This window comes from Pseudomonas sp. MEJ108 (assembly GCF_030208985.1).
Taxonomy (GTDB): Bacteria; Pseudomonadota; Gammaproteobacteria; order Pseudomonadales; family Pseudomonadaceae; genus Aquipseudomonas; species Aquipseudomonas fragariae.
In genome coordinates, this window is the sequence record NZ_JARVSW010000006.1 from 1 (window position 1) to 17,550 (window position 17,550).

The following is a 17,550-nucleotide window of genomic DNA, read 5'->3' on the forward strand; positions in this document are numbered from 1 at the left end:
GCTTGCAGTGTTCGTCCATGTGCAAGGCGGGCGTTATGAACTGGCGGCGATAATCAGGGGCAATGCCATTGGCGCCGTCGGGGTGGTGAGTTTCTACCTGACCCTCCGGTACTCCATATTGCAATGGGGCGCGCTTCTGTCTATCGCGGCTGCCGTTTTGCTGGCTGTCGTGGTGACGGCTGGGTTGGCGCGGTTGTTGGCGAGGTGGTAGGGCTATAGTTGCTCCACTGAATTCGTGCATGCATCAGTGTGGTGTTTCAGAAGCACCGCACCAGGCTCCTTACGATAAGTGGCTGCCTGCGTTAAAAACAGACTCGCGTGCGAGCCTGATCGGAATGCTCCTTTACAGCGCGTAGAGTCGAACGTGACTCCGACCCTGTTACTGACGCCACGCTTATGGGGTGTTATAGGAAGCACATTACCGGTCAGCTAACGGGTCGCTCCTGAGTGAGCAAGGCCAGACCCAGCACGATAAACGTGGTCCCGCTTATTCGATTAATGATTCGCTGGGACTTCGTGGACATGAGGCCTCCTGCAATTGCTCCGAGCCGATGTACTCCAAGCATCAAAGCGATGTCCCATGTGACCTGTAGAGCAACGAAGGTGGCCCCAAGAATCAGCAATTGGGCTTCCATGTGACCGAGCTCCGGATCAGCGAACTGAGGAACGAGCGAAACGTAAAACAGGATAGCCTTTGGATTCGCGGTTTCGACTATGAACCCTTGTAAAAGCGGTGTTGCTGACGTTTCTATTTTGCACGCGTGTTTGGGCTCGGGGCGGGTAAGGAATGTGCGAATCCCCAGCGCGACAAGGTATGTACACCCGATAAACTTCAGAGCAACGAATGCGGCCGGATAGGCTGCAAAGAGCTGGGCTACTCCGAACGCGAGCGCCATGGTGATGGTAAGCCCACCGAGCGCCATGCCAAGTGCGTTGCGCAAGATCACTTGTCGGGAGCTGCGCATTCCGACGGCGATTGCATAAGCAAAACTTGGCCCTGGAACGACAAGAACGATGAGGCTCGTGAGGATAAACGAAAGATACAGATGTACATTCATTGAGTAAGTTTTCGATGCGTCGACGGTTCGGCCCGCAGGATGCGGGCCGTATTTGCTTTTTTACTCAGGCATCGGCGTAGCGTTCGATGCCTTGGCGAAGCAGGTCGAGGGCGTTGTGGGTGACCGATTCCGGGTAGCCGGTGGGGATACGGATGTGCGCACCTTGGGCACCTGAATAATTGCTCGCCGTGGCCAGCACCAAGCCGTACTCGCCCAGCATTTGATCGGCGAAACCCTCGATGTCGTGTACTGGCAGGTTGACGAACACCTGGGTGCCCGCTGGCGGCAGCGATGCATACTTCGACAGGTGGCGGCCGAGGAACTCTCGGACAATGGCCCGGCTGTTGACCACTTGTTGGTGTAGCGGCGCGTTTCCCATCGAGATCAAGGACGCGGCCTTGGTTTGCGCAGGCGAGCAGACGGCGACACATTCAATCTCCAGCATCCCCGCCATTGCCTCGACATTGTCCGGCGAGGAGGTTACCCAGCCGATCCGCAAACCAGGCGAGCCGTAGTTCTTAGACACTGAATTAACGGTGTAGAGTGACGAAAGATCGCTTGTGCAGGCGAATGGTGAGCGTATCTTCTGGTCGTCGAAGATGAAGGAGTCGTACACCATATCCAGCACCAGCGAGATGCCGCGCTCGGCCAGACTCGGCACCAGCTCCTCCATAAAGGCGTCTGAGTAAATCCCACCCAATGGATTATGTGGAAAGTTGAGGTACACCAGGTTGGTGTCTGCGCGGCATACAGCCAGGACCTCTTCGACGGTAGGGAAGGCAGCCCTCATCCGGTAGTAGATCAGGTCGTAGCCGGTGGCTTCCAGCAGGGCGGGGACGGCGCCGAATACCGGAGCCAGGCACACCGCTGAGCCAGCCTCGACGCTACGGCGCTTGATCTGCCGAAACACGAGTGACAAGCCGTGCATTCCGCCATTGGTGACGAGGAAATTCTCGCCTGACAAATCGAGCCCGTACAGCGCGTTATCGCGGTCGCAGAGGGTATTGATCAAGGGTGGGGCGCCATTGCAGTCAGCGTATTGAAAGATGTCGTTGCTGGCGGAAAACGGAGTCGGTGACGCTGCACCTGGCCACACCGGAACATTCTCCACGAAGTAGCAAGCCGAATCTCGCAGCTCCGAACGAGCGTATTTCAGGCGCTGCTGAAGCATACTCAGGCAACTATCGGGTCGGACGATTTGGTGGCGTTTGTTGTATGCCAAGGTCATGCCCTCCGCAGCAGATAGCCGATTTCCAGACCGGTCGAGTCAACCTGGTCAGACGTCGTCTCGCGGGTGATCAGGGACAAGCCAGCCTCGGCGAAAATATCCAGCCAATCAGCGTCCTGCACCAACAATTGATTGGTGAAGCAATGCAACAGATAGTAAGGGTTGTAATAAGCGAGCGCTAAGCCGTGGCGCATTGCGCCGGCATTGTCGAATTGGTTGTCGACTTCGATAATGATCAGGTTGATTGCGGGGAAACGGTGGACAATCTTTTTCAGGAAGTTGATAACTGCCGGTCGACCGGCCTGGCCAAGGATCTCATGCAGCACAAAACCCAGCACGATGAAATCGGGCTCGAAATTAAAATCCGAATCCAGGAATTCGACTGCCCCGCTGTGGCTGATGTGAACCCGATGCGACAGACCTTCTTTTTCGATCAGGTCTACAGCCTCCTCGAAGCCTCCGCGGTCCGGTTCGGCGCCCCAAGCCTGTATCTGCGGAAGGGCCTTGCAGAATTCGGCGAGGTATCGCCCGTTTCCGCAACCCAGGTCCAGCAGTTTTGTGCATGTACCGGGAGCTTTGGCCATCAAAGACCTGGTCAAGGGGATCGCGTCGAAGTGGCTGATACCACAGCTACCTACGCCGACCTTGGTTGCGTCGCGGGTGGCCCAGCCAGCGCCCTCCTGAAGGCGTTCGCCCATTTGTAGAAAAGTGGTGGCATAGCCGCCGACCAGCATCACATACCAGCCTTCGAAAGGTGCCAGCGCGTGCCCTTCTTTTGATAATGAGAAACCGTCTATTGTTTCCAGAAGAATCCCTTCGTTCTTCAGGTACCTGAATAAACCAAGTAGTTTCTCTTTATCCATCCCGAGCTCATGACAGGCCACATCCAGCGAGGCAACCGGGTGTTTAATCAGCAAGGAAAATAATTTTGTATCGAACAGGTGATAAATTGATATAGCCAGAACGAACTGCCGGATCGGTTCGATGCCCTTAATTAGGGTTGTCTCAAAGCCAGTGTTTTCGCGTTGGATAGCGTCAAGCAGAGTCATTGTTTGCAATGTCCATGGGGTGATTGATTAATCCGTTAATGTTTGTATCTTTGCACAAAATAAAAAAGAGTGTGAATAATTTTCTCAAAAAAATTCTGCTCTCCATCCTTGACGTTGCTGGCTTTTGTACGATAAGTATTGCTGCATGCAGCGTAGGCTGCAGGCCAGCGTGGCCATGGCGGCAAAGCTTCCAGCCAGTTTTTCGTAGTGAGTGCCGATGCCCTCAGGCATCTGTTCAATGATGTTTCGTTGTCGATACTTTGGCCGATCAAATAGCCGAAGCATGCCAGGTTTGGGGTTGTGCGCAATGGCGCGTAACGGTATCACAGGCGTCATTCGGTGACGGTCGAAGTAGTGACGTAAAGGCTCAGTATCATAACCCTCGTCAACCCGTAATCAGCGATCATGTTCATGTCGTCGTCCCTGTTTTCCGGGCCAAGTGGCAGCGTCTATATACCCCAGACTGCTTATTTCTCTCTCATTTGATTTTTTTATACTGTGAAAGATTGAACATATATCTCGGGATACAGTTATGAATTTTCTAGAGTGGCTTATGGCCGACGCAGCAGCATAAAACCCTTTTCGTTGAACGCCCTATTGGTAAGCAACGGTCCACCTGAACATAATGTCTTGCCGCGAAGTCAAAAAATCACTTCAGCCATGCTTCTCAAGGTGCCTTATGAGTTTGATACCCGAACTGAACAGCGACGCTAGCGTGCTGATATGCGGAGCCAGCCGAGGTATCGGCCTGGCACTGTGCGCGGCGTTGCTTGCTCGCGATGATGTGGCTCAGGTATGGGCGGTGGCGCGAAAAGCCAGCACCTCCACAGAACTGGCAACGCTTGCAGAGCGATATGGCCAACGCATCAAACGCGTCGACTGCGACGCGCGCAATGAACAATCCCTCGAAGCACTCGTGAGCGAGACGCTTGATGGATGCGATCATCTGCACCTGGTCATCAGTACGCTAGGCATTCTTCATCAGGACGGCGCAAAAGCAGAAAAGGGTCTGGCACAACTGACACTTGCGAGCCTGCAAGCGAGTTTCGCGACCAACACCTTTGCACCGATCCTGCTGCTCAAACACCTACTCCCACTACTGCGCAAACAACCTTCTACCTTCGCTGCGCTCTCCGCGAGGGTTGGCTCTATTGGCGATAACCGCTTGGGTGGCTGGTACAGCTACAGAGCCAGCAAAGCAGCGCTCAACCAGTTGCTGCACACGGCCAGTATCGAATTGAAACGCCTCAACCCGGCCTCTACTGTCCTGGCAATACACCCTGGCACGACCGATACGGGGCTGTCTCAGCCATTTCAGGCGAACGTACCCGAAGGCCAACTGTTCGAACCGGCTTTCTCGGCGGAGCGCATCATTGAGGTGGTAGGCGCGCATGGCCCGACCGACAGCGGGACCTTTTGGGCTTGGGACGACAAGCCTATTGTCTGGTGACTTGTTTCACTGGTGAGGATGAGATTGCTGTAAGCCTGGGTCGGTCTGTCTGGCGGGCTGCTTCCGGCCGATTCTGTTGAAAAAGTAGCTCTCTCGCTTGGCCTGGGGCAAAATCTGCTCATCGGCCAGCGGGAGAGTACGCAGCATGATGGGACGGTTATCGAGTGGGCAGGATCGGCTGTTTTACTCGTTCAACCTTGAAGATCACATCCCAGCCAATCATCTTCTGCGCAGCATTGATCAGTGTCTCGATCTGAGTGACCTGCGCCACTACCTTGCTGACTTCTATAGCCCGATTGGGCGTCCTTCGATTGATCCTGAGCTGATGATCCGCATGCTAGTCGTGGGCTATTGCTATGGCATTCGCTCCGAACGGCGCTTGTGTGAAGAGGCCCATTTGAACCTGGCGTATCGCTGGTTCTGCCGGTTGAGCCTTGAGGATGAAGTACCTAATCACTCGACGTTTTCCAAGAATCGACACGGCCGTTTCCGGGACAGCGATCTGTTTCGCTGGGTGTTCAATGAAGTGCTGCGTCGTTGCATGGACGCAGGCTTGGTCAAAGGTGAAGGCTTTGCCGTGGACGCCAGCATCATCAAGGCGGATGCGAGTCGGCAGCGCGGCGTACCGGGTGATGAACAGATCAACTGGAGCGATCCGGCCCTGAGCACTCGCGCCGTGAGTGAGTACCTTGAAGGCCTCGATGAGGAGGCTATGGCCGAAACGCTACCGAAACGCCTGTCACTGACGGATCCTCAGGCCCGCTGGACGGCTGCTCCAGGCGGCCCTGCTTTCTACGCTTACTCCACGAATTATCTGATCGATACCGAGCACGGCGTGATCATGGATGTGGAACCCACACCGGCTCATCGAACCGCAGAAGTCGAGAGCACCAAGACCATGATCGATCGGGTCGAAGCGCAGTTCGACATCAAGCCGGAACGCCTCATTGGCGACACCGCTTACGGTACCGCGCTGATGCTGGCCTGGATGGTGGAGGAAAAAGGCATCGAGCCGCATGTGCCGGTGTGGGACAAAACTGAGCGCAAGAACGACAGCTTTTCGAGTAACGATTTCTACTAGAATGAAGAGGCCGAGGAATACCGCTGCCCAGCCGGCAACCCATTGCGCAGCGCATGGCGAGCCTTCAAGAACGAGCGTTCGCACGTCACCAAAGCCAACACCATCATCTTCCGATCCAGACAGACCGACTGCGCGACATGTCCGATGAAAGCCAGGTGCTGCCCGAACACTTCGATTCGCAATATCCTTCGCAGCGTCCATGAAGCCGCTCGCGATGTGGCTCGGCGAATCGCGAAGACGCCGGAATATGTGCGCTCTCGTCACGAACGTAAGAAGGTAGAAATGTTATTCGCCCACCTCAAGCGCATCTTGAAACTGGATCGCTTGCGACTACGTGGGATGAGTGGCGCGACCGATGAATTTACGTTAGCGGCTGCGGTACAAAACCTGCGTCGACTGGCCAAACTCACCTCTCACGGGCCGCCAACCACAGGATAGGTGCGCCCGAAATCAGCAAAAACCCTCAAATTAACTCACTGACAAAGCAGCAACGGTCAACGAAGTACCGAAAAACCACTTAACAGTGGTGAATCGGTTCTTTGATGAGGCCAAGCTCAGCGTCACGTTTTCTGAAAAATCGATTTTTTCAACAGAATCGGTCGAAAGCTGTCTTTGGTGACGGGCAGCTCTAGACCCAAGATAGCCCTCCGCTTGGAGCCGCTAAGGCTAAACAGCCGCCGCATAACGATGTGCATCAACCCGCCGCTTATAACCCCTTCGTCGGATAAGGCCCACTGCTATCAACGAGACGGCATTACTGGCGTCATACCACACTCTCAGTGGATCAACAGCAGGTAAGGAGCACGGCATGACCCAGGCAGTCGACATCAAGGACGCCACCAATCCTACGGCGCTTGCGGACTTGCAAGTCGCGAGGGCCACTAGCCAGGTCAGTAACAACCCGATCGAACTCATCGTGCAGGGCACTCCTGGCAACGACTCCCTACGCGGTGGGCTGGCCAATGAACTGCTGATGGGTGGGGACGGTAACGACTATATAGTCAGCGGGGGTGGCAACGATGTGATGGTCCCCGGTGCCGGAGCCGACTCCTTGAGCGGCGGCGCCGGCAACGATGTATTCCGCTTCGAGCGCATCAGCGACAGCTATATCAATGGCGCAGGTGAGTCCACCGATTCCATCAGCTATTTTGACCCCGCCCACGATATTCTCGACGTGTCGGCCCTGGGCTATAGCCATTTAGGCAACGGCTATGGCGATACTCTGCACATTCGTAGCGAGCCTTTGCGCGGTATTTATTTTCTGGAAAGCTACGAACGGGACCAGAACGGCCATCGTTTTGCCGTGCAGTTTCTGGCCAACAGCGGCGTTATTACCGATGCCAACCTGCAACCGCTGATCAACGGTACCTCGAAGAGCAACCTGCTGGTGGGCACCGACGGCAGCGAAACGCTCAAGGCCGGCGCTGGCCGCGACACCGTTGAAGCGGGTGCGGGCAATGACTGGCTATTCGGCGGCGCCGGCGGCGACACTCTGAGCGGCGGCGCGGGTGCCGACACCTTCGTGTATACCCGGCTCAGCGACAGCTACCGCAACGATGCCAGTGGCAGCTACAGCAGCCGCGACCTGATCACCGACTTCAGTGGCAACGGCCATGACATGATCGACGTGTCCGCGTTGGGCTTCACCGGGCTGGGTAACGGCTACAACGGTACGCTGAAGGCGGTTCTCAACCTCGCCGGCGATGCTACCGCGCTTAAATCATTAGAGGCCGATGCCAACGGTAACCGCTTCGAAATTCTGCTCAGTGGCAACCATGTCAATGAGCTCAACGCCAGCACTGTGCTGTTCGCCCCGCCCAGTGATGCGACGGTTGTGACCAGCCCGCAGCCGATCACCCCGGTGAATCTGGCAGGCGGTGATAAGTCCGAAACGCTTTATGGTTACTGGGGCAACGATACCCTGGCCGGTGGCGCCGGAAACGACATCCTCGAGGGCAACGCCGGTGACGACGTGCTGACCGGTGGGTTGGGCGCGGACAAGCTCACCGGCGGCACAGGCAACGACCGTTTCGTGTTCACTAGCAGCGCCGACAGCCATGCCGGCAGCAGCGACCTGATCACTGATTTCATCTGGGGCGAGGACAAGCTCGACGTCGCTGCGCTCGGCGTGACCGGTTTTGGCAACGGCCGCGACGGCACCTTGAGCATGACCTACGATGAAAACACTGACCGTACCTACCTGCGCAGTCGCGAGCCAGGCGCCGATGGGCATGCTTTCCAGGTCACGCTAGTAGGGTTCGACTACACGCGAGAGCTCACCAACGCCGACCTGGTGGTTGCCGATACGGCAGACGTGGCGCTGGTTGGTCAAACCGCCGTCGACCTCGCGAGCTGACATCACTTGAACAGCTCGCCCCACCTTTACTTGCCTGCTTTCGTGTCAGACACGAAAGCCCACTGAAACTTGGAACAGGCGCTCCCATTTCGGCTGATGCAACAAGCCAACGTAAATGACTGACTGCAAAACACCTCAAAACGTTGCGCAGTCGGCAAAATTATAAATAAAGCTAACTAATTCTTGGCAATAAAACCCTTTTAACCCAGAATTTGCGGGCGTTCAATCGCTAGCTGATGGTCTGAAAGCTACTCGATATAAGGAAATAAAATGGCGATGGTCTTCTGTCGTGGCTGCGCAAAGGAAATACATGAAACGGCACTCAACTGCCCGCAATGTGGCGCCAGTCAGGTCTCGGCAACTCCCGCGAAACAGCTACAACAGACTGGCTCTCCGTGGATGGCTATCGTCTCTCTGGTGCTGGGCATCCTCTGCTCGCTGGCATTGTTCGACGATGGTGAATGGGATCTGGATACCGTCGTCGGGCTCGGCATGTGCTCGATAGCCGGACTGGTTCTGGGCGTCATCAGCATCAACAAAAAGTTGCCTGGCAACGGAATAGCGATAGCAGGCACTGTCTTGTCAGCGGTATCGCTGCTGATATTTTTTGGATTAATAGCTAACTGATTTAGGGAAGAATGAGATGGTATTTTGTCGTGGTTGTGCAAAGGAAATCAGTGATGACGCTGGTACGTGTCCGCACTGCGGGGCTCCGCAGCTGGTTATTTCGCCAGCCAGTGCGAGCACCGATAACCCGCCTGCGTGGAGCTGGTATACAGACGTTCTGAAAAAATATGCGGTGTTCACGGGCAGAGCACGCAGAAAAGAATACTGGATGTTTTTTCTGTTCAACATCTTGATCTCGATTGTCCTCGGCTTTATCGGCGGGCTGATAGGTGATGGCGGCATTATCGCTAACCTTTACTCCCTGGCCGTGCTGGTCCCAGGTGTCGCGGTGGGTGTTCGCAGGTTGCACGACACGGATCGCAGTGGCTGGTGGCTGCTGGTACCGATTGCCAACCTCGTGTTTCTGATTCAGGAAGGTCATCCAGGACCTAACCGTTTTGGGCCAGATCCTAAATAAAGACGGTGTGAAGATGTGGTCGTCTGGCCACATCTTCACAGGCTTTTCGCTGCCGCGCAGCCCATAGACGGAGTCACTTTTATATGGACACCTCTGACGGAACGTTACAAGGCACATGTCATTGCGGCGCTGTACGATTTCAAGTTCGACTTACTGACGGATTCAAGACCGTCCGGCGCTGCAACTGCTCCTATTGCCGGATGCGCGGTGCGATCGCGGTTTCAGCAGCCCTGGAGGATATAGAGATCACTTCCGGCGAGGCGCTGCTCAAGCTCTATCAGTTCAACACCCTGCAAGCGAAGCATTATTTCTGCTCACAATGCGGGATATATACACATCATCAACGACGCTCCAACCCGGCTCAGTACGGAGTTAACGTGGCCTGCCTTGAAGGAATCAGTCCATTTGATTTTGAACTGGTTCCAGTCAACGAGGGGCGAATTCATCCTGCGGATAAAGCTGCTGGAAGCGGGTCGGACATCGCTGGATACCTACGCTACATCCCTGATACTACTTCCTGAGATGAGGTAAATCGCTCGAGCGATCTCAGTGACCGCGCTGATCGAACGCTACTGACGCGCGCCCGGAAAATCGCATTTTCTGAAAATAACCGGAAGCCCCGGGGAATCTGGCTTATCGTGTTACTACAGCGTATTGGAAGCCACTGCGCCGCTACGGAAAATAGGCTGAACTTGTAACGGGCACGATCTCTCTCAATAACTACGCACACCTGTTTATAAGGAAAATACCATGTCCAAACTCGCAGAATACCGTCAGCTGGAAAAGCATCTCGCCGAGCAACTCCAGGCACTGGAGACGATGAAAGGCGACCAGGGGCTCAAGAAGGAAATCGAGTTCGAAACCAAGCTGCGCAAGCTGCTTGAGCACTATGGCTTCAGCCTGAAGCACATCATCAATCTGCTGGACCCACAGACTTCGTCCCGTGGGCAGACCGTCGAGAAACCAGCGGGCAAACGCAAACCGCGCGAACTCAAGGTTTATAAGAATCCGAAAACCGGTGAAGTAATCGAGACCAAGGGTGGGAATCACAAGATTCTGAAGGAGTGGAAGGCGGAGCATGGTTCCGATGTTGTCGAGGGTTGGCTGAAGAAGTAAAGCCTTGCCTGTCGATCGATTCAGGGCGTCGACTCTTCACCGTTGGCGCTGTTGAACAGCCGACGCCGGGAACGATCCGCGGCGGCTGTTCGTCTGACCTGTATCGACTCACTGAAAAGGTACAGCGCAATGGACAAGACGATCACCGTGGACCAACTGGCTTCCACCGACCTTAGATCAGTCAACGAAATATGGCTCGGCGGTACTCATACCGAGCTATGTCTGTGGCGTGGCAAACAAGTCCCTACCCACGACATGCTCAGCGAGGGAACCCACGATCAGAATGCCCGGCGCCTGTGCCTGCAACTGGTCGACCCCGACGATAAGGCTGCATTAGCCAGCGTCGAGGCGCTCGTTCGTGACAGGCTGGAAAGGATGGGAAGCAAGGGCGAGTTTTATCCGGCTGAGAATGTGGACACTCACCAGTAATCATTCTGATTACACGCGATTCTGTAGGCCTTGGGGCTGTCTTGCCGGACTGTAGCTTTGTGACGCAGAGCGTCACGAACTGCATGCCAACGCGGAGCATTGGCATGATGGTCATCTCAGCATCCCATTCAGGCCATGGCTGCGGAGCGCGCTATAAAACGCGCCCCTACCTTCGCTTTGCTCTAGTCCATACTCGAACGCGTGTGACCTCAAAAACCAACCCTTTCACGCCATCTGGCAACGCCGTATTTGAAGCCCTGGTACAGCCTCGCTTCATTGATGAGGCCGCATTCCCGATACCGCCGAACAGGTGTCGACCACAACGCTCCGGACCTCGCCAGATGGTCAATCCGCATTCAAAAAGAGTAACCCTATGAGACCCCAGACTTCCTTCATCTTCGACCTGGACGGCACGCTGACCGACAGTGTTTATCAAAACGTCGCCGCCTGGAAAGAAGCGCTGGATGCAGAAGACATCCCGCTTGCGATGTGGCGTATTCACCGCAAGATCGGCATGAGCGGCGGGCTGATGTTGAAATCACTGTCGCGTGAAACCGGCGTGAACATCAGCGAAGCACAAGCCGAACGGCTCAGCGAGAAACATGCTCAGGCTTACGAGCGGCTGCAAGGACAGATCATCGCATTGCCCGGCGCTGTCGAGTTGCTGGAGACGCTCGACAAGGAAAACCTCAAGTGGTGCATTGCCACCAGCGGCGGGATCGATACGGCGACGATCAACCTGAAAGCGCTGAAACTGGACATCAACACGATCAACATCGTCACGCGCGATGACGTGAGCTACGGCAAGCCCGATCCGGATCTGTTCCTGGCGGCCGCAAAGAGGATAAACGCACCGATCGACGAGTGCCTGGTGATCGGTGATGCGATCTGGGACATGCTGGCGGCGCGTCGCTGCAAGGCAACCGGCGTTGGCCTGCTGTCGGGCGGCTATGACATCGGCGAGCTTGAGCGTGCTGGCGCGTTGAGGGTGTATGAGGACCCGCTGGATCTGCTGAATCATCTGGACGAGATCGCTTCTCGGCCTTGAATCTACGGATTCATCGTTTCCGATCCATGTGAGCAGCTCAACGTACCTGCACGAACACGTTTGAGCTGTTGCATCGCCTCAGTGCGACGGTTGTACTTCCTCAGCCCGGCAGAGTGCCGCCGCCCTCATCCGAGACGCTGTCGGCGTCGTCCACTTCCGGCTCACCTTCATCGTAAGTCTCGTCGTGTTCCGTACGCTTCTTCAACTCGTCGCCTTTTTTCGGGCCGACGCCGGGTCTGTTCGCGTTCATGGCGAGGACCGGGTCTGCTTCGCGGTCGTACTGGCCGAGTTGCGGGCTGGCGGGGTCTTCTTTGGGCACGCTGTCTGTGAGTATGTGATCGGTTGTCATGTCAGCCACCTTTTTCGTTTGCCAAAGAATGTGGACGTGGCATCGGGCCGAGGGTTCGATTCAATCGATGAGCTTGGCTGCGCTCAGCCGCCAAACGATGCGTATTGCAAGGGCAGACCGGTGGTGAATTTGATCTGTTCCATGGCGAAGCTGGAGCTCACGTCGCTGATGCCGGGGATGCTGATCAGTTGCTTGTACACCGCGTCGTACCCTGCAATGTCGGCCACGACGATGCGCAGCATGTAGTCGGTGTCACCTGCCATGCGGTAGCACTCGACCACTTCAGGCAGCTCGCCGACAGCAGCGTGAAACTGTTCGAGCCAGGCGGCGTTGTGCTGGTTGGTGCGGATGGCGGCGAAGACGCTGACTGACACGTTCAGCCGTTGCGGATTGAGCAACGCGACCCGGCGGTCGATGATGCCGGCTTCTTCCAGCTTCTGGATACGCCGCCAGCACGCGGTACTGCCCAGGCCGATACGCTCGGCGATGTCCGCCACCGAACGAGTGCAGTCGGTTTGCAGGATGTCAAGGATTGCCCGGTCGAATTTGTCCATTAGCGGTTTCCTGCGTTAGTCGCTCTACATTGATCGTGCGGAACGATGGAGGTCTGACTGCGGTAACTATCGTGCCAATGCTCCGCGTTGGCATGCATTTCGTGACGCTCTGCGTCACACGACTGTGCAGCACCTTGTACCCCCGGGGTTTGACGCGAAGCGTGCGGAACATCGGGTGTCTGGCTGCGATTCTGCGTCTGATGCAGCATCCTAGAATTTTTAATCGTAAAAATCCAAGCTTAAGCGAATAATTTTTCGCATTGGCTGCTGATGTCCGTGTAAATATCAAAAAATTTTCGCGTGCGGATCAGTAATCTTTCAAGCAGTCGGTCTGGTGATGCCAGCCCTTGATTTTGACTCGATTACAAAGCGAATTGCCCATGACCACCTCTGCGCTCTATCTGGATTACGCCGCCACCACACCTGTCGACGAACAGGTCATCGAAGCCATGGTTGCCTGCATGGGGCGCGAAGGTCATTTCGGTAATCCGGCATCCAGCGGGCACGGTTATGGGCAGGTGGCGCGGCAGGCCGTTGAACAGGCACGCGCGCAGGTGGCCGATGCGGTGGGTGCGCCTGTCGACACCATTGTCTGGACCTCCGGCGCTACCGAGTCCAACAACCTGGCGATCAAAGGCATCGCTCATGATGCCAGCGCGCCACGCCGGCACATCATCACCAGCGTCCTGGAACACAAGGCCGTGCTCGACACCGTGAGCACGCTGGAGCGTCAGGGCTTTCCCGTCACCTGGCTGAAACCGGACGCTCAGGGCCTGATCCAGCCTCACGCGGTACAGGCTGCCTTGCGCGAAGACACGCTGCTGGTGTCGCTGATGCTGGTGAACAATGAACTGGGTACGCTGACCGATATCGCCAGCATCGGCGCCCTGGTGCGCGAGCACGGTGCGCTGTTTCATGTGGACGCTGCGCAGGGCGTCGGCAAGGTGAAGGTCGATCTAGCGAGTCTGGCCGTCGACCTGATGTCGTTCTCGGCGCACAAGGCCTACGGCCCCAAGGGCATAGGCGCGCTGTACGTGGGCCCGCGTGCTCACTCGTTGTTGAAAGCGCAGATTCACGGCGGCGGACATGAAGGCGGCTTTCGTTCGGGCACATTGGCCACCCATCAGATCGTCGGCATGGGCACGGCCTTTGCGTTGGCGATCAGCCAGGCCGAAACTGAAAACCGTCGTATCGAAGGGCTGAGTCGTCACCTGCGCGAAGGCCTGTTGAGTCTGCCGGATGTGCAACTCAACGGCTGTCCGCAACAACGCATCCCGCACACCCTGAACCTGTGCATCACCCGCAGTGGCTTCACCAGCTCGCAGTTGTCCCACAGCCTGGCGTTGTCCTCGACGTCCGCGTGCAACTCGGCCAGCAATGCACCCTCGCATGTGCTGCTTGCTCTGGGCATGGACCCTGCCAAGGCCCTGGCCAGCGTGCGCGTCAGCCTCGGCCGCTACACCACGCAGGCAGATGTCGAGCGCGCCATCGAGGTGTTCAGCAAGGCGCTCAGCGCACCTGCTGCGTTCTGGTAATTCACGACACCTACAGGTCGCCCGAATCCAGGGCGGCTCTTTCCCGGCGCACCCGCGCCAATCTGCCGAGTTGATACCCGCTGGGGTCAGCGGCTGCGCCTTGCAGCCGCAAAAACTCGTGTCCAGATGAAAATGTACTCCTCCAGCTACAAAAAGACACAAATTGGCACAGTTCTTTCAAGTGGAACGGTCGTGCCATAAACCAATGGTGCACGCTGCATTCATGGGGTGCCTACACGCACCAAAGTGCAGTTCACGGACGTCAGAGCGTCCACAAACAGTGCAGGGGAGCAGACCACAAGTCTTGCTGCCCGCCAGGAAAGGAATCTAGCTGTGCCCTATCAGTCTTGCGTCAGACCACCGTTACGCTGGCAATCCACACCTTGGGCAGCACCTGCCTCAAGCGATGCCTGCACGGTCGCTTCACCCTTGTCCCGATCTGCGTGTTGTTATTCGACGGCCCTGCACGTCTGGACTTAAGACATTTTGCGTGTGCCTTGAAAGTTCTGATGATGAATCAGGACCTGGCGCGCCCGTGCGCGTAAGAAGTACATAGCGGGCTGTTTTTAATTAAAAGACGGTCGACCTATAAAGAGTGGCCGACACTTTGTTTTAAGTGGTTTCATTTTGCCATTATCTGCGAATGGCTTTTATTTCAATAACGATAACTGTCCACACAACCGCCGTACCTACACGGAGCATTATATTGATGAAGCGCTGATCAACTAACGCACCAACGTGATCCTCGTGACACAGTATTGGTGCATCAAGGAAAGTGACTTGCAGGTCATGATTTTCGAACGCGTCTGCTCAAGCAGAGGGTCATTGTTTGCCTGTTTTTTTGTTCGAAGTTTTATGCACGTGTGCAGGTTTGACGTCAATGAAACGGGGAATCGATAAAAAGTTATACGAATGCGACACCCGCTCTGCATCAACGGTTCCAGCCGGGGTGTTCTGGCACAGCGGTTGCAATGTAAGCAGTCAGGAACATCGCTGTACGTCCCCGTACATGACGATAAGAAGCAAGGATCTGCAATGCCAGTGCCCTGATTAAAGAAGTCTTTTGACCGTTTGAGTTCGCCGTGTGCGCACCCACCGCGTTGCCCTGCCCATCAACAATGTGCAGGTCTTCATCAATCGAACAGTGACCCATTGTTCGAGCGGATTTTTATTGCCCTTTAACTACCCGAGGGAGCGTTAATGAATGATGCGGTAATAATGAAGGCGGTCCCCTCTCCCTCGCCCGATGACACTTCGACGGCGTGGCAGGGTATTCCTTTCAGCGCCAATACGTCACGCCCGGGCGGCCTTAACAAGCCGCAAGTAATGGTGTTGATTGCTGCGTCGGTACTTATTCATGGTGTGATCTGGTGGTACATGCAAACGGCCCAGCCAGACGTGCCGGAAGTTGCGCCACAAGTTCCGGAAATGACCATTGAACTGACCAGCCCGACACCACCCGCACCGGAACCGCCGCCGCCCGAGCCACCACCTCCGCCGCCGCCTCCACCGCCTCCCCCCGAACCGGAACAACCGGTCGAGGACCCGGACGCGGTCGAACCGCCGCCCAAACCGGTGGAAAAACCCAAGGTCGAGAAGCCCAAGCCGGTCAAGAAAGTCGAACCGGTGAAAAAGCCTACGCCGCCTGCGCCAACGCCTGCCGCCGCACCCAGCCCGCCCGCGCCGCCAACACCTGCGCCCGCGCCGCCGGCACCTGCTGCGCCACCGGCTCCGGTCAAGGAAAGCGCTGCGGTATCCGGGCTCGCCAGCCTGGGCAATCCACCGCCGGAATACCCGGGGCTGGCCTTGCGACGCAGTTGGGAAGGTCGCGTGATTCTGCGCATCAAGGTGCTGCCCAATGGCCGCGCCGGGGCTGTCGAGGTGACCAAATCCAGCGGCAAACCGGTACTGGACGAAGCGGCCGTGGAGGCTGTGCGCAACTGGAAGTTCATACCGGCCAAACGCGGTGACACGCCGATAGAAGGCTTCGCGACGCAGACCATCGACTTCAAGTTGCCGGAATGATCCGGCGCATGACAACCGACTATTCAATTATCAAAGCTGGTGAGGTTTAAACCATGAACGCATCGCTCTCTTCCATGATCGTCCCCGCCGTGCTCTGGGCACTGATTCTGTTTTCCGTATTGAGTTGGGCACTGTTGCTGATCAAGTCGGCGCAGTACGTCCGCCAGAAGTCCCAGAACAAGCAATTCACCAAAGCCTTCTGGAGCGCACCGGACCTGCTCACTGCGGCCGAGCACTCCGCGCAATACCCCGGCGCGCTGGCGCGTATTGCCAACAGCGGCTTCGAAGCCATGGCGGTTGACGAGTCGCCGCGCACCACGCAACAACTGGCGCACACCATCAACCGCTCGGACCGTCTGGAGCGCAACCTGCGCCAGCAGATACAGAAAGAGCGTCGCGCGCTGGAAAGTGGCCAGGCGATTCTCGCCAGTATCGGCAGCACCGCGCCCTTCATCGGCCTGTTCGGTACGGTCTGGGGGATCATGGAAGCGCTGCAAAGCATCGGCGTGACCGGCTCTGCCAGCCTCGAAGCGGTCGCCGGCCCCATCGGTCACGCGCTGGTCGCCACCGGTGTGGGTATCGCCGTCGCCGTGCCAGCAGTGCTGATCTACAACTTCTTCCTGCGCCGCCTCAAGCTCGCCGTGGCCGACATGGATGACTTCGCCCACGACTTCGACGCCCTCGCCCAGCGCAGCGCCTTTGCCGTCACACGCCAGCCCATCGCCAGCAAGAATGGTCATGCCGTTCGGGAGGCCAGCTAATGTCTTTCTCCACTCAGGACAGCGATGAAGTGCTCAGCGAAATGAACGTCACGCCGCTGGTCGACGTGATGCTCGTACTGCTGGTGGTGTTCATCGTCACCACGCCGCTGATGACCAACGCGATCAAGGTCAACCTGCCCAAGACCGACGCGGTCGCCCCCGCCGAGAAGAAAAACCCGGTGGTGGTCAGCGTCGATCAGGATGGCAAGTTCTACCTCGCCAAATCGGAAATCGCCCCCGAACTGCTGGAAAAAAGCCTGCAGGACGAAAAGGCCAAGGACCCGGAAATCCGCGTCCAGTTGCAGGCCGACACCGCCGTGAATTATGGCCAGGTGGCCAAGGCCATGGCCTCCATCGAACGCTCCGGCATTACGAAGATATCCGTCATGACAGCGAAATGACGCTCGACTGACCGGGTGGCTTCGCC

At 56.7% G+C, this 17,550-nt stretch carries 17 protein-coding genes and 3 pseudogenes; 14 read left to right on the plus strand and 6 right to left on the minus strand.

Annotation, left to right across the window (positions count from 1 at the left end; translation table 11 throughout):
* A pseudogene (locus QRN50_RS03300) lies at positions 1–211 on the plus strand (hypothetical protein); the annotation flags it as partial.
* Between the two features lie 214 nt (positions 212–425).
* On the opposite strand, the gene QRN50_RS03305 reads toward QRN50_RS03300, so the two are convergent.
* The 4 genes and pseudogenes from QRN50_RS03305 to QRN50_RS03320 form a co-directional block, all read right to left on the minus strand.
* Complete coding sequence (locus QRN50_RS03305; RefSeq protein WP_003401644.1) at positions 426–1,058, minus strand: LysE family translocator; 633 nt, start codon at positions 1,056–1,058, stop codon at positions 426–428.
* 64 nt (positions 1,059–1,122) lie between these two features.
* Positions 1,123–2,286, minus strand: a complete 1,164-nt coding sequence (locus QRN50_RS03310) for a beta-methylarginine biosynthesis bifunctional aminotransferase (protein WP_024640770.1) — start codon at positions 2,284–2,286, stop codon at positions 1,123–1,125.
* On the minus strand, positions 2,283–3,335 hold the full coding sequence (locus QRN50_RS03315) for a 2-ketoarginine methyltransferase (protein WP_011266204.1): 1,053 nt from the start codon (positions 3,333–3,335) through the stop codon (positions 2,283–2,285). Before QRN50_RS03315 ends, QRN50_RS03310 begins: the two co-directional genes overlap by 4 nt.
* A gap of 84 nt (positions 3,336–3,419) precedes the next feature.
* Positions 3,420–3,788 (minus strand): annotated as a pseudogene (locus QRN50_RS03320) (IS5/IS1182 family transposase); the annotation flags it as partial.
* Between the two features lie 226 nt (positions 3,789–4,014).
* Here QRN50_RS03320 and QRN50_RS03325 point away from each other — a divergent pair.
* The 9 genes and pseudogenes from QRN50_RS03325 to QRN50_RS03365 all read left to right on the plus strand — a co-directional run bounded on the left by QRN50_RS03325 (position 4,015) and on the right by QRN50_RS03365 (position 11,899).
* A complete protein-coding gene (locus tag QRN50_RS03325) occupies positions 4,015–4,785 on the plus strand; it encodes an SDR family NAD(P)-dependent oxidoreductase (protein ID WP_096126906.1) in 771 nt (256 codons plus the stop codon).
* 145 nt (positions 4,786–4,930) lie between these two features.
* Positions 4,931–6,304: pseudogene (locus tag QRN50_RS03330) on the plus strand (transposase).
* 370 nt (positions 6,305–6,674) lie between these two features.
* Positions 6,675–8,222, plus strand: a complete 1,548-nt coding sequence (locus QRN50_RS03335; protein WP_024640061.1) for a M10 family metallopeptidase C-terminal domain-containing protein — start codon at positions 6,675–6,677, stop codon at positions 8,220–8,222.
* Positions 8,223–8,492: 270 nt separating this feature from the next.
* The gene (locus QRN50_RS03340) at positions 8,493–8,849 is read left to right on the plus strand and encodes a DUF4190 domain-containing protein (RefSeq protein ID WP_003318145.1); all 357 of its coding nucleotides are present in this window, start codon (positions 8,493–8,495) and stop codon (positions 8,847–8,849) included.
* Positions 8,850–8,865: 16 nt separating this feature from the next.
* A complete protein-coding gene (locus QRN50_RS03345; protein WP_032657689.1) occupies positions 8,866–9,306 on the plus strand; it encodes a DUF805 domain-containing protein in 441 nt (146 codons plus the stop codon).
* A gap of 83 nt (positions 9,307–9,389) precedes the next feature.
* Positions 9,390–9,827: a GFA family protein gene (locus QRN50_RS03350; RefSeq protein WP_096126905.1), complete on the plus strand. Its 438-nt coding sequence runs from the start codon at positions 9,390–9,392 to the stop codon at positions 9,825–9,827.
* 229 nt (positions 9,828–10,056) lie between these two features.
* A complete protein-coding gene (locus tag QRN50_RS03355) occupies positions 10,057–10,422 on the plus strand; it encodes a histone-like nucleoid-structuring protein, MvaT/MvaU family (RefSeq protein WP_003401678.1) in 366 nt (121 codons plus the stop codon).
* A gap of 129 nt (positions 10,423–10,551) precedes the next feature.
* Positions 10,552–10,851, plus strand: a complete 300-nt coding sequence (locus QRN50_RS03360) for a hypothetical protein (RefSeq protein WP_003401679.1) — start codon at positions 10,552–10,554, stop codon at positions 10,849–10,851.
* A gap of 373 nt (positions 10,852–11,224) precedes the next feature.
* Positions 11,225–11,899: an HAD family hydrolase gene (locus QRN50_RS03365; RefSeq protein WP_024641907.1), complete on the plus strand. Its 675-nt coding sequence runs from the start codon at positions 11,225–11,227 to the stop codon at positions 11,897–11,899.
* A 100-nt stretch (positions 11,900–11,999) separates the two neighbouring features.
* Here the strand turns inward: QRN50_RS03365 and QRN50_RS03370 are convergent, their stop codons facing one another.
* Both QRN50_RS03370 and QRN50_RS03375 read right to left on the minus strand, forming a co-directional pair.
* A complete protein-coding gene (locus tag QRN50_RS03370; protein WP_024640064.1) occupies positions 12,000–12,248 on the minus strand; it encodes a hypothetical protein in 249 nt (82 codons plus the stop codon).
* 83 nt (positions 12,249–12,331) lie between these two features.
* A complete protein-coding gene (locus QRN50_RS03375; protein ID WP_002555835.1) occupies positions 12,332–12,802 on the minus strand; it encodes an Lrp/AsnC family transcriptional regulator in 471 nt (156 codons plus the stop codon).
* 380 nt (positions 12,803–13,182) lie between these two features.
* Here QRN50_RS03375 and QRN50_RS03380 point away from each other — a divergent pair, with 380 nt between their 5' ends.
* From QRN50_RS03380 to QRN50_RS03395, 4 genes are all read left to right on the plus strand, one after another.
* Positions 13,183–14,337 carry a cysteine desulfurase family protein gene (locus QRN50_RS03380; RefSeq protein WP_192873880.1) on the plus strand — a complete coding sequence of 385 codons (1,155 nt, stop codon included), beginning with the start codon at positions 13,183–13,185 and terminating at the stop codon, positions 14,335–14,337.
* Between the two features lie 1,200 nt (positions 14,338–15,537).
* Positions 15,538–16,362: an energy transducer TonB gene (locus QRN50_RS03385; RefSeq protein ID WP_011266216.1), complete on the plus strand. Its 825-nt coding sequence runs from the start codon at positions 15,538–15,540 to the stop codon at positions 16,360–16,362.
* A 74-nt stretch (positions 16,363–16,436) separates the two neighbouring features.
* Positions 16,437–17,123 (plus strand): MotA/TolQ/ExbB proton channel family protein, encoded by a 687-nt coding sequence (locus tag QRN50_RS03390; RefSeq protein ID WP_003435083.1) that lies wholly within the window; start codon positions 16,437–16,439, stop codon positions 17,121–17,123.
* Positions 17,123–17,524: an ExbD/TolR family protein gene (locus tag QRN50_RS03395; RefSeq protein WP_002555939.1), complete on the plus strand. Its 402-nt coding sequence runs from the start codon at positions 17,123–17,125 to the stop codon at positions 17,522–17,524. Before QRN50_RS03390 ends, QRN50_RS03395 begins: the two co-directional genes overlap by 1 nt.
* The last annotated feature ends 26 nt before the right edge of the window (positions 17,525–17,550 follow it).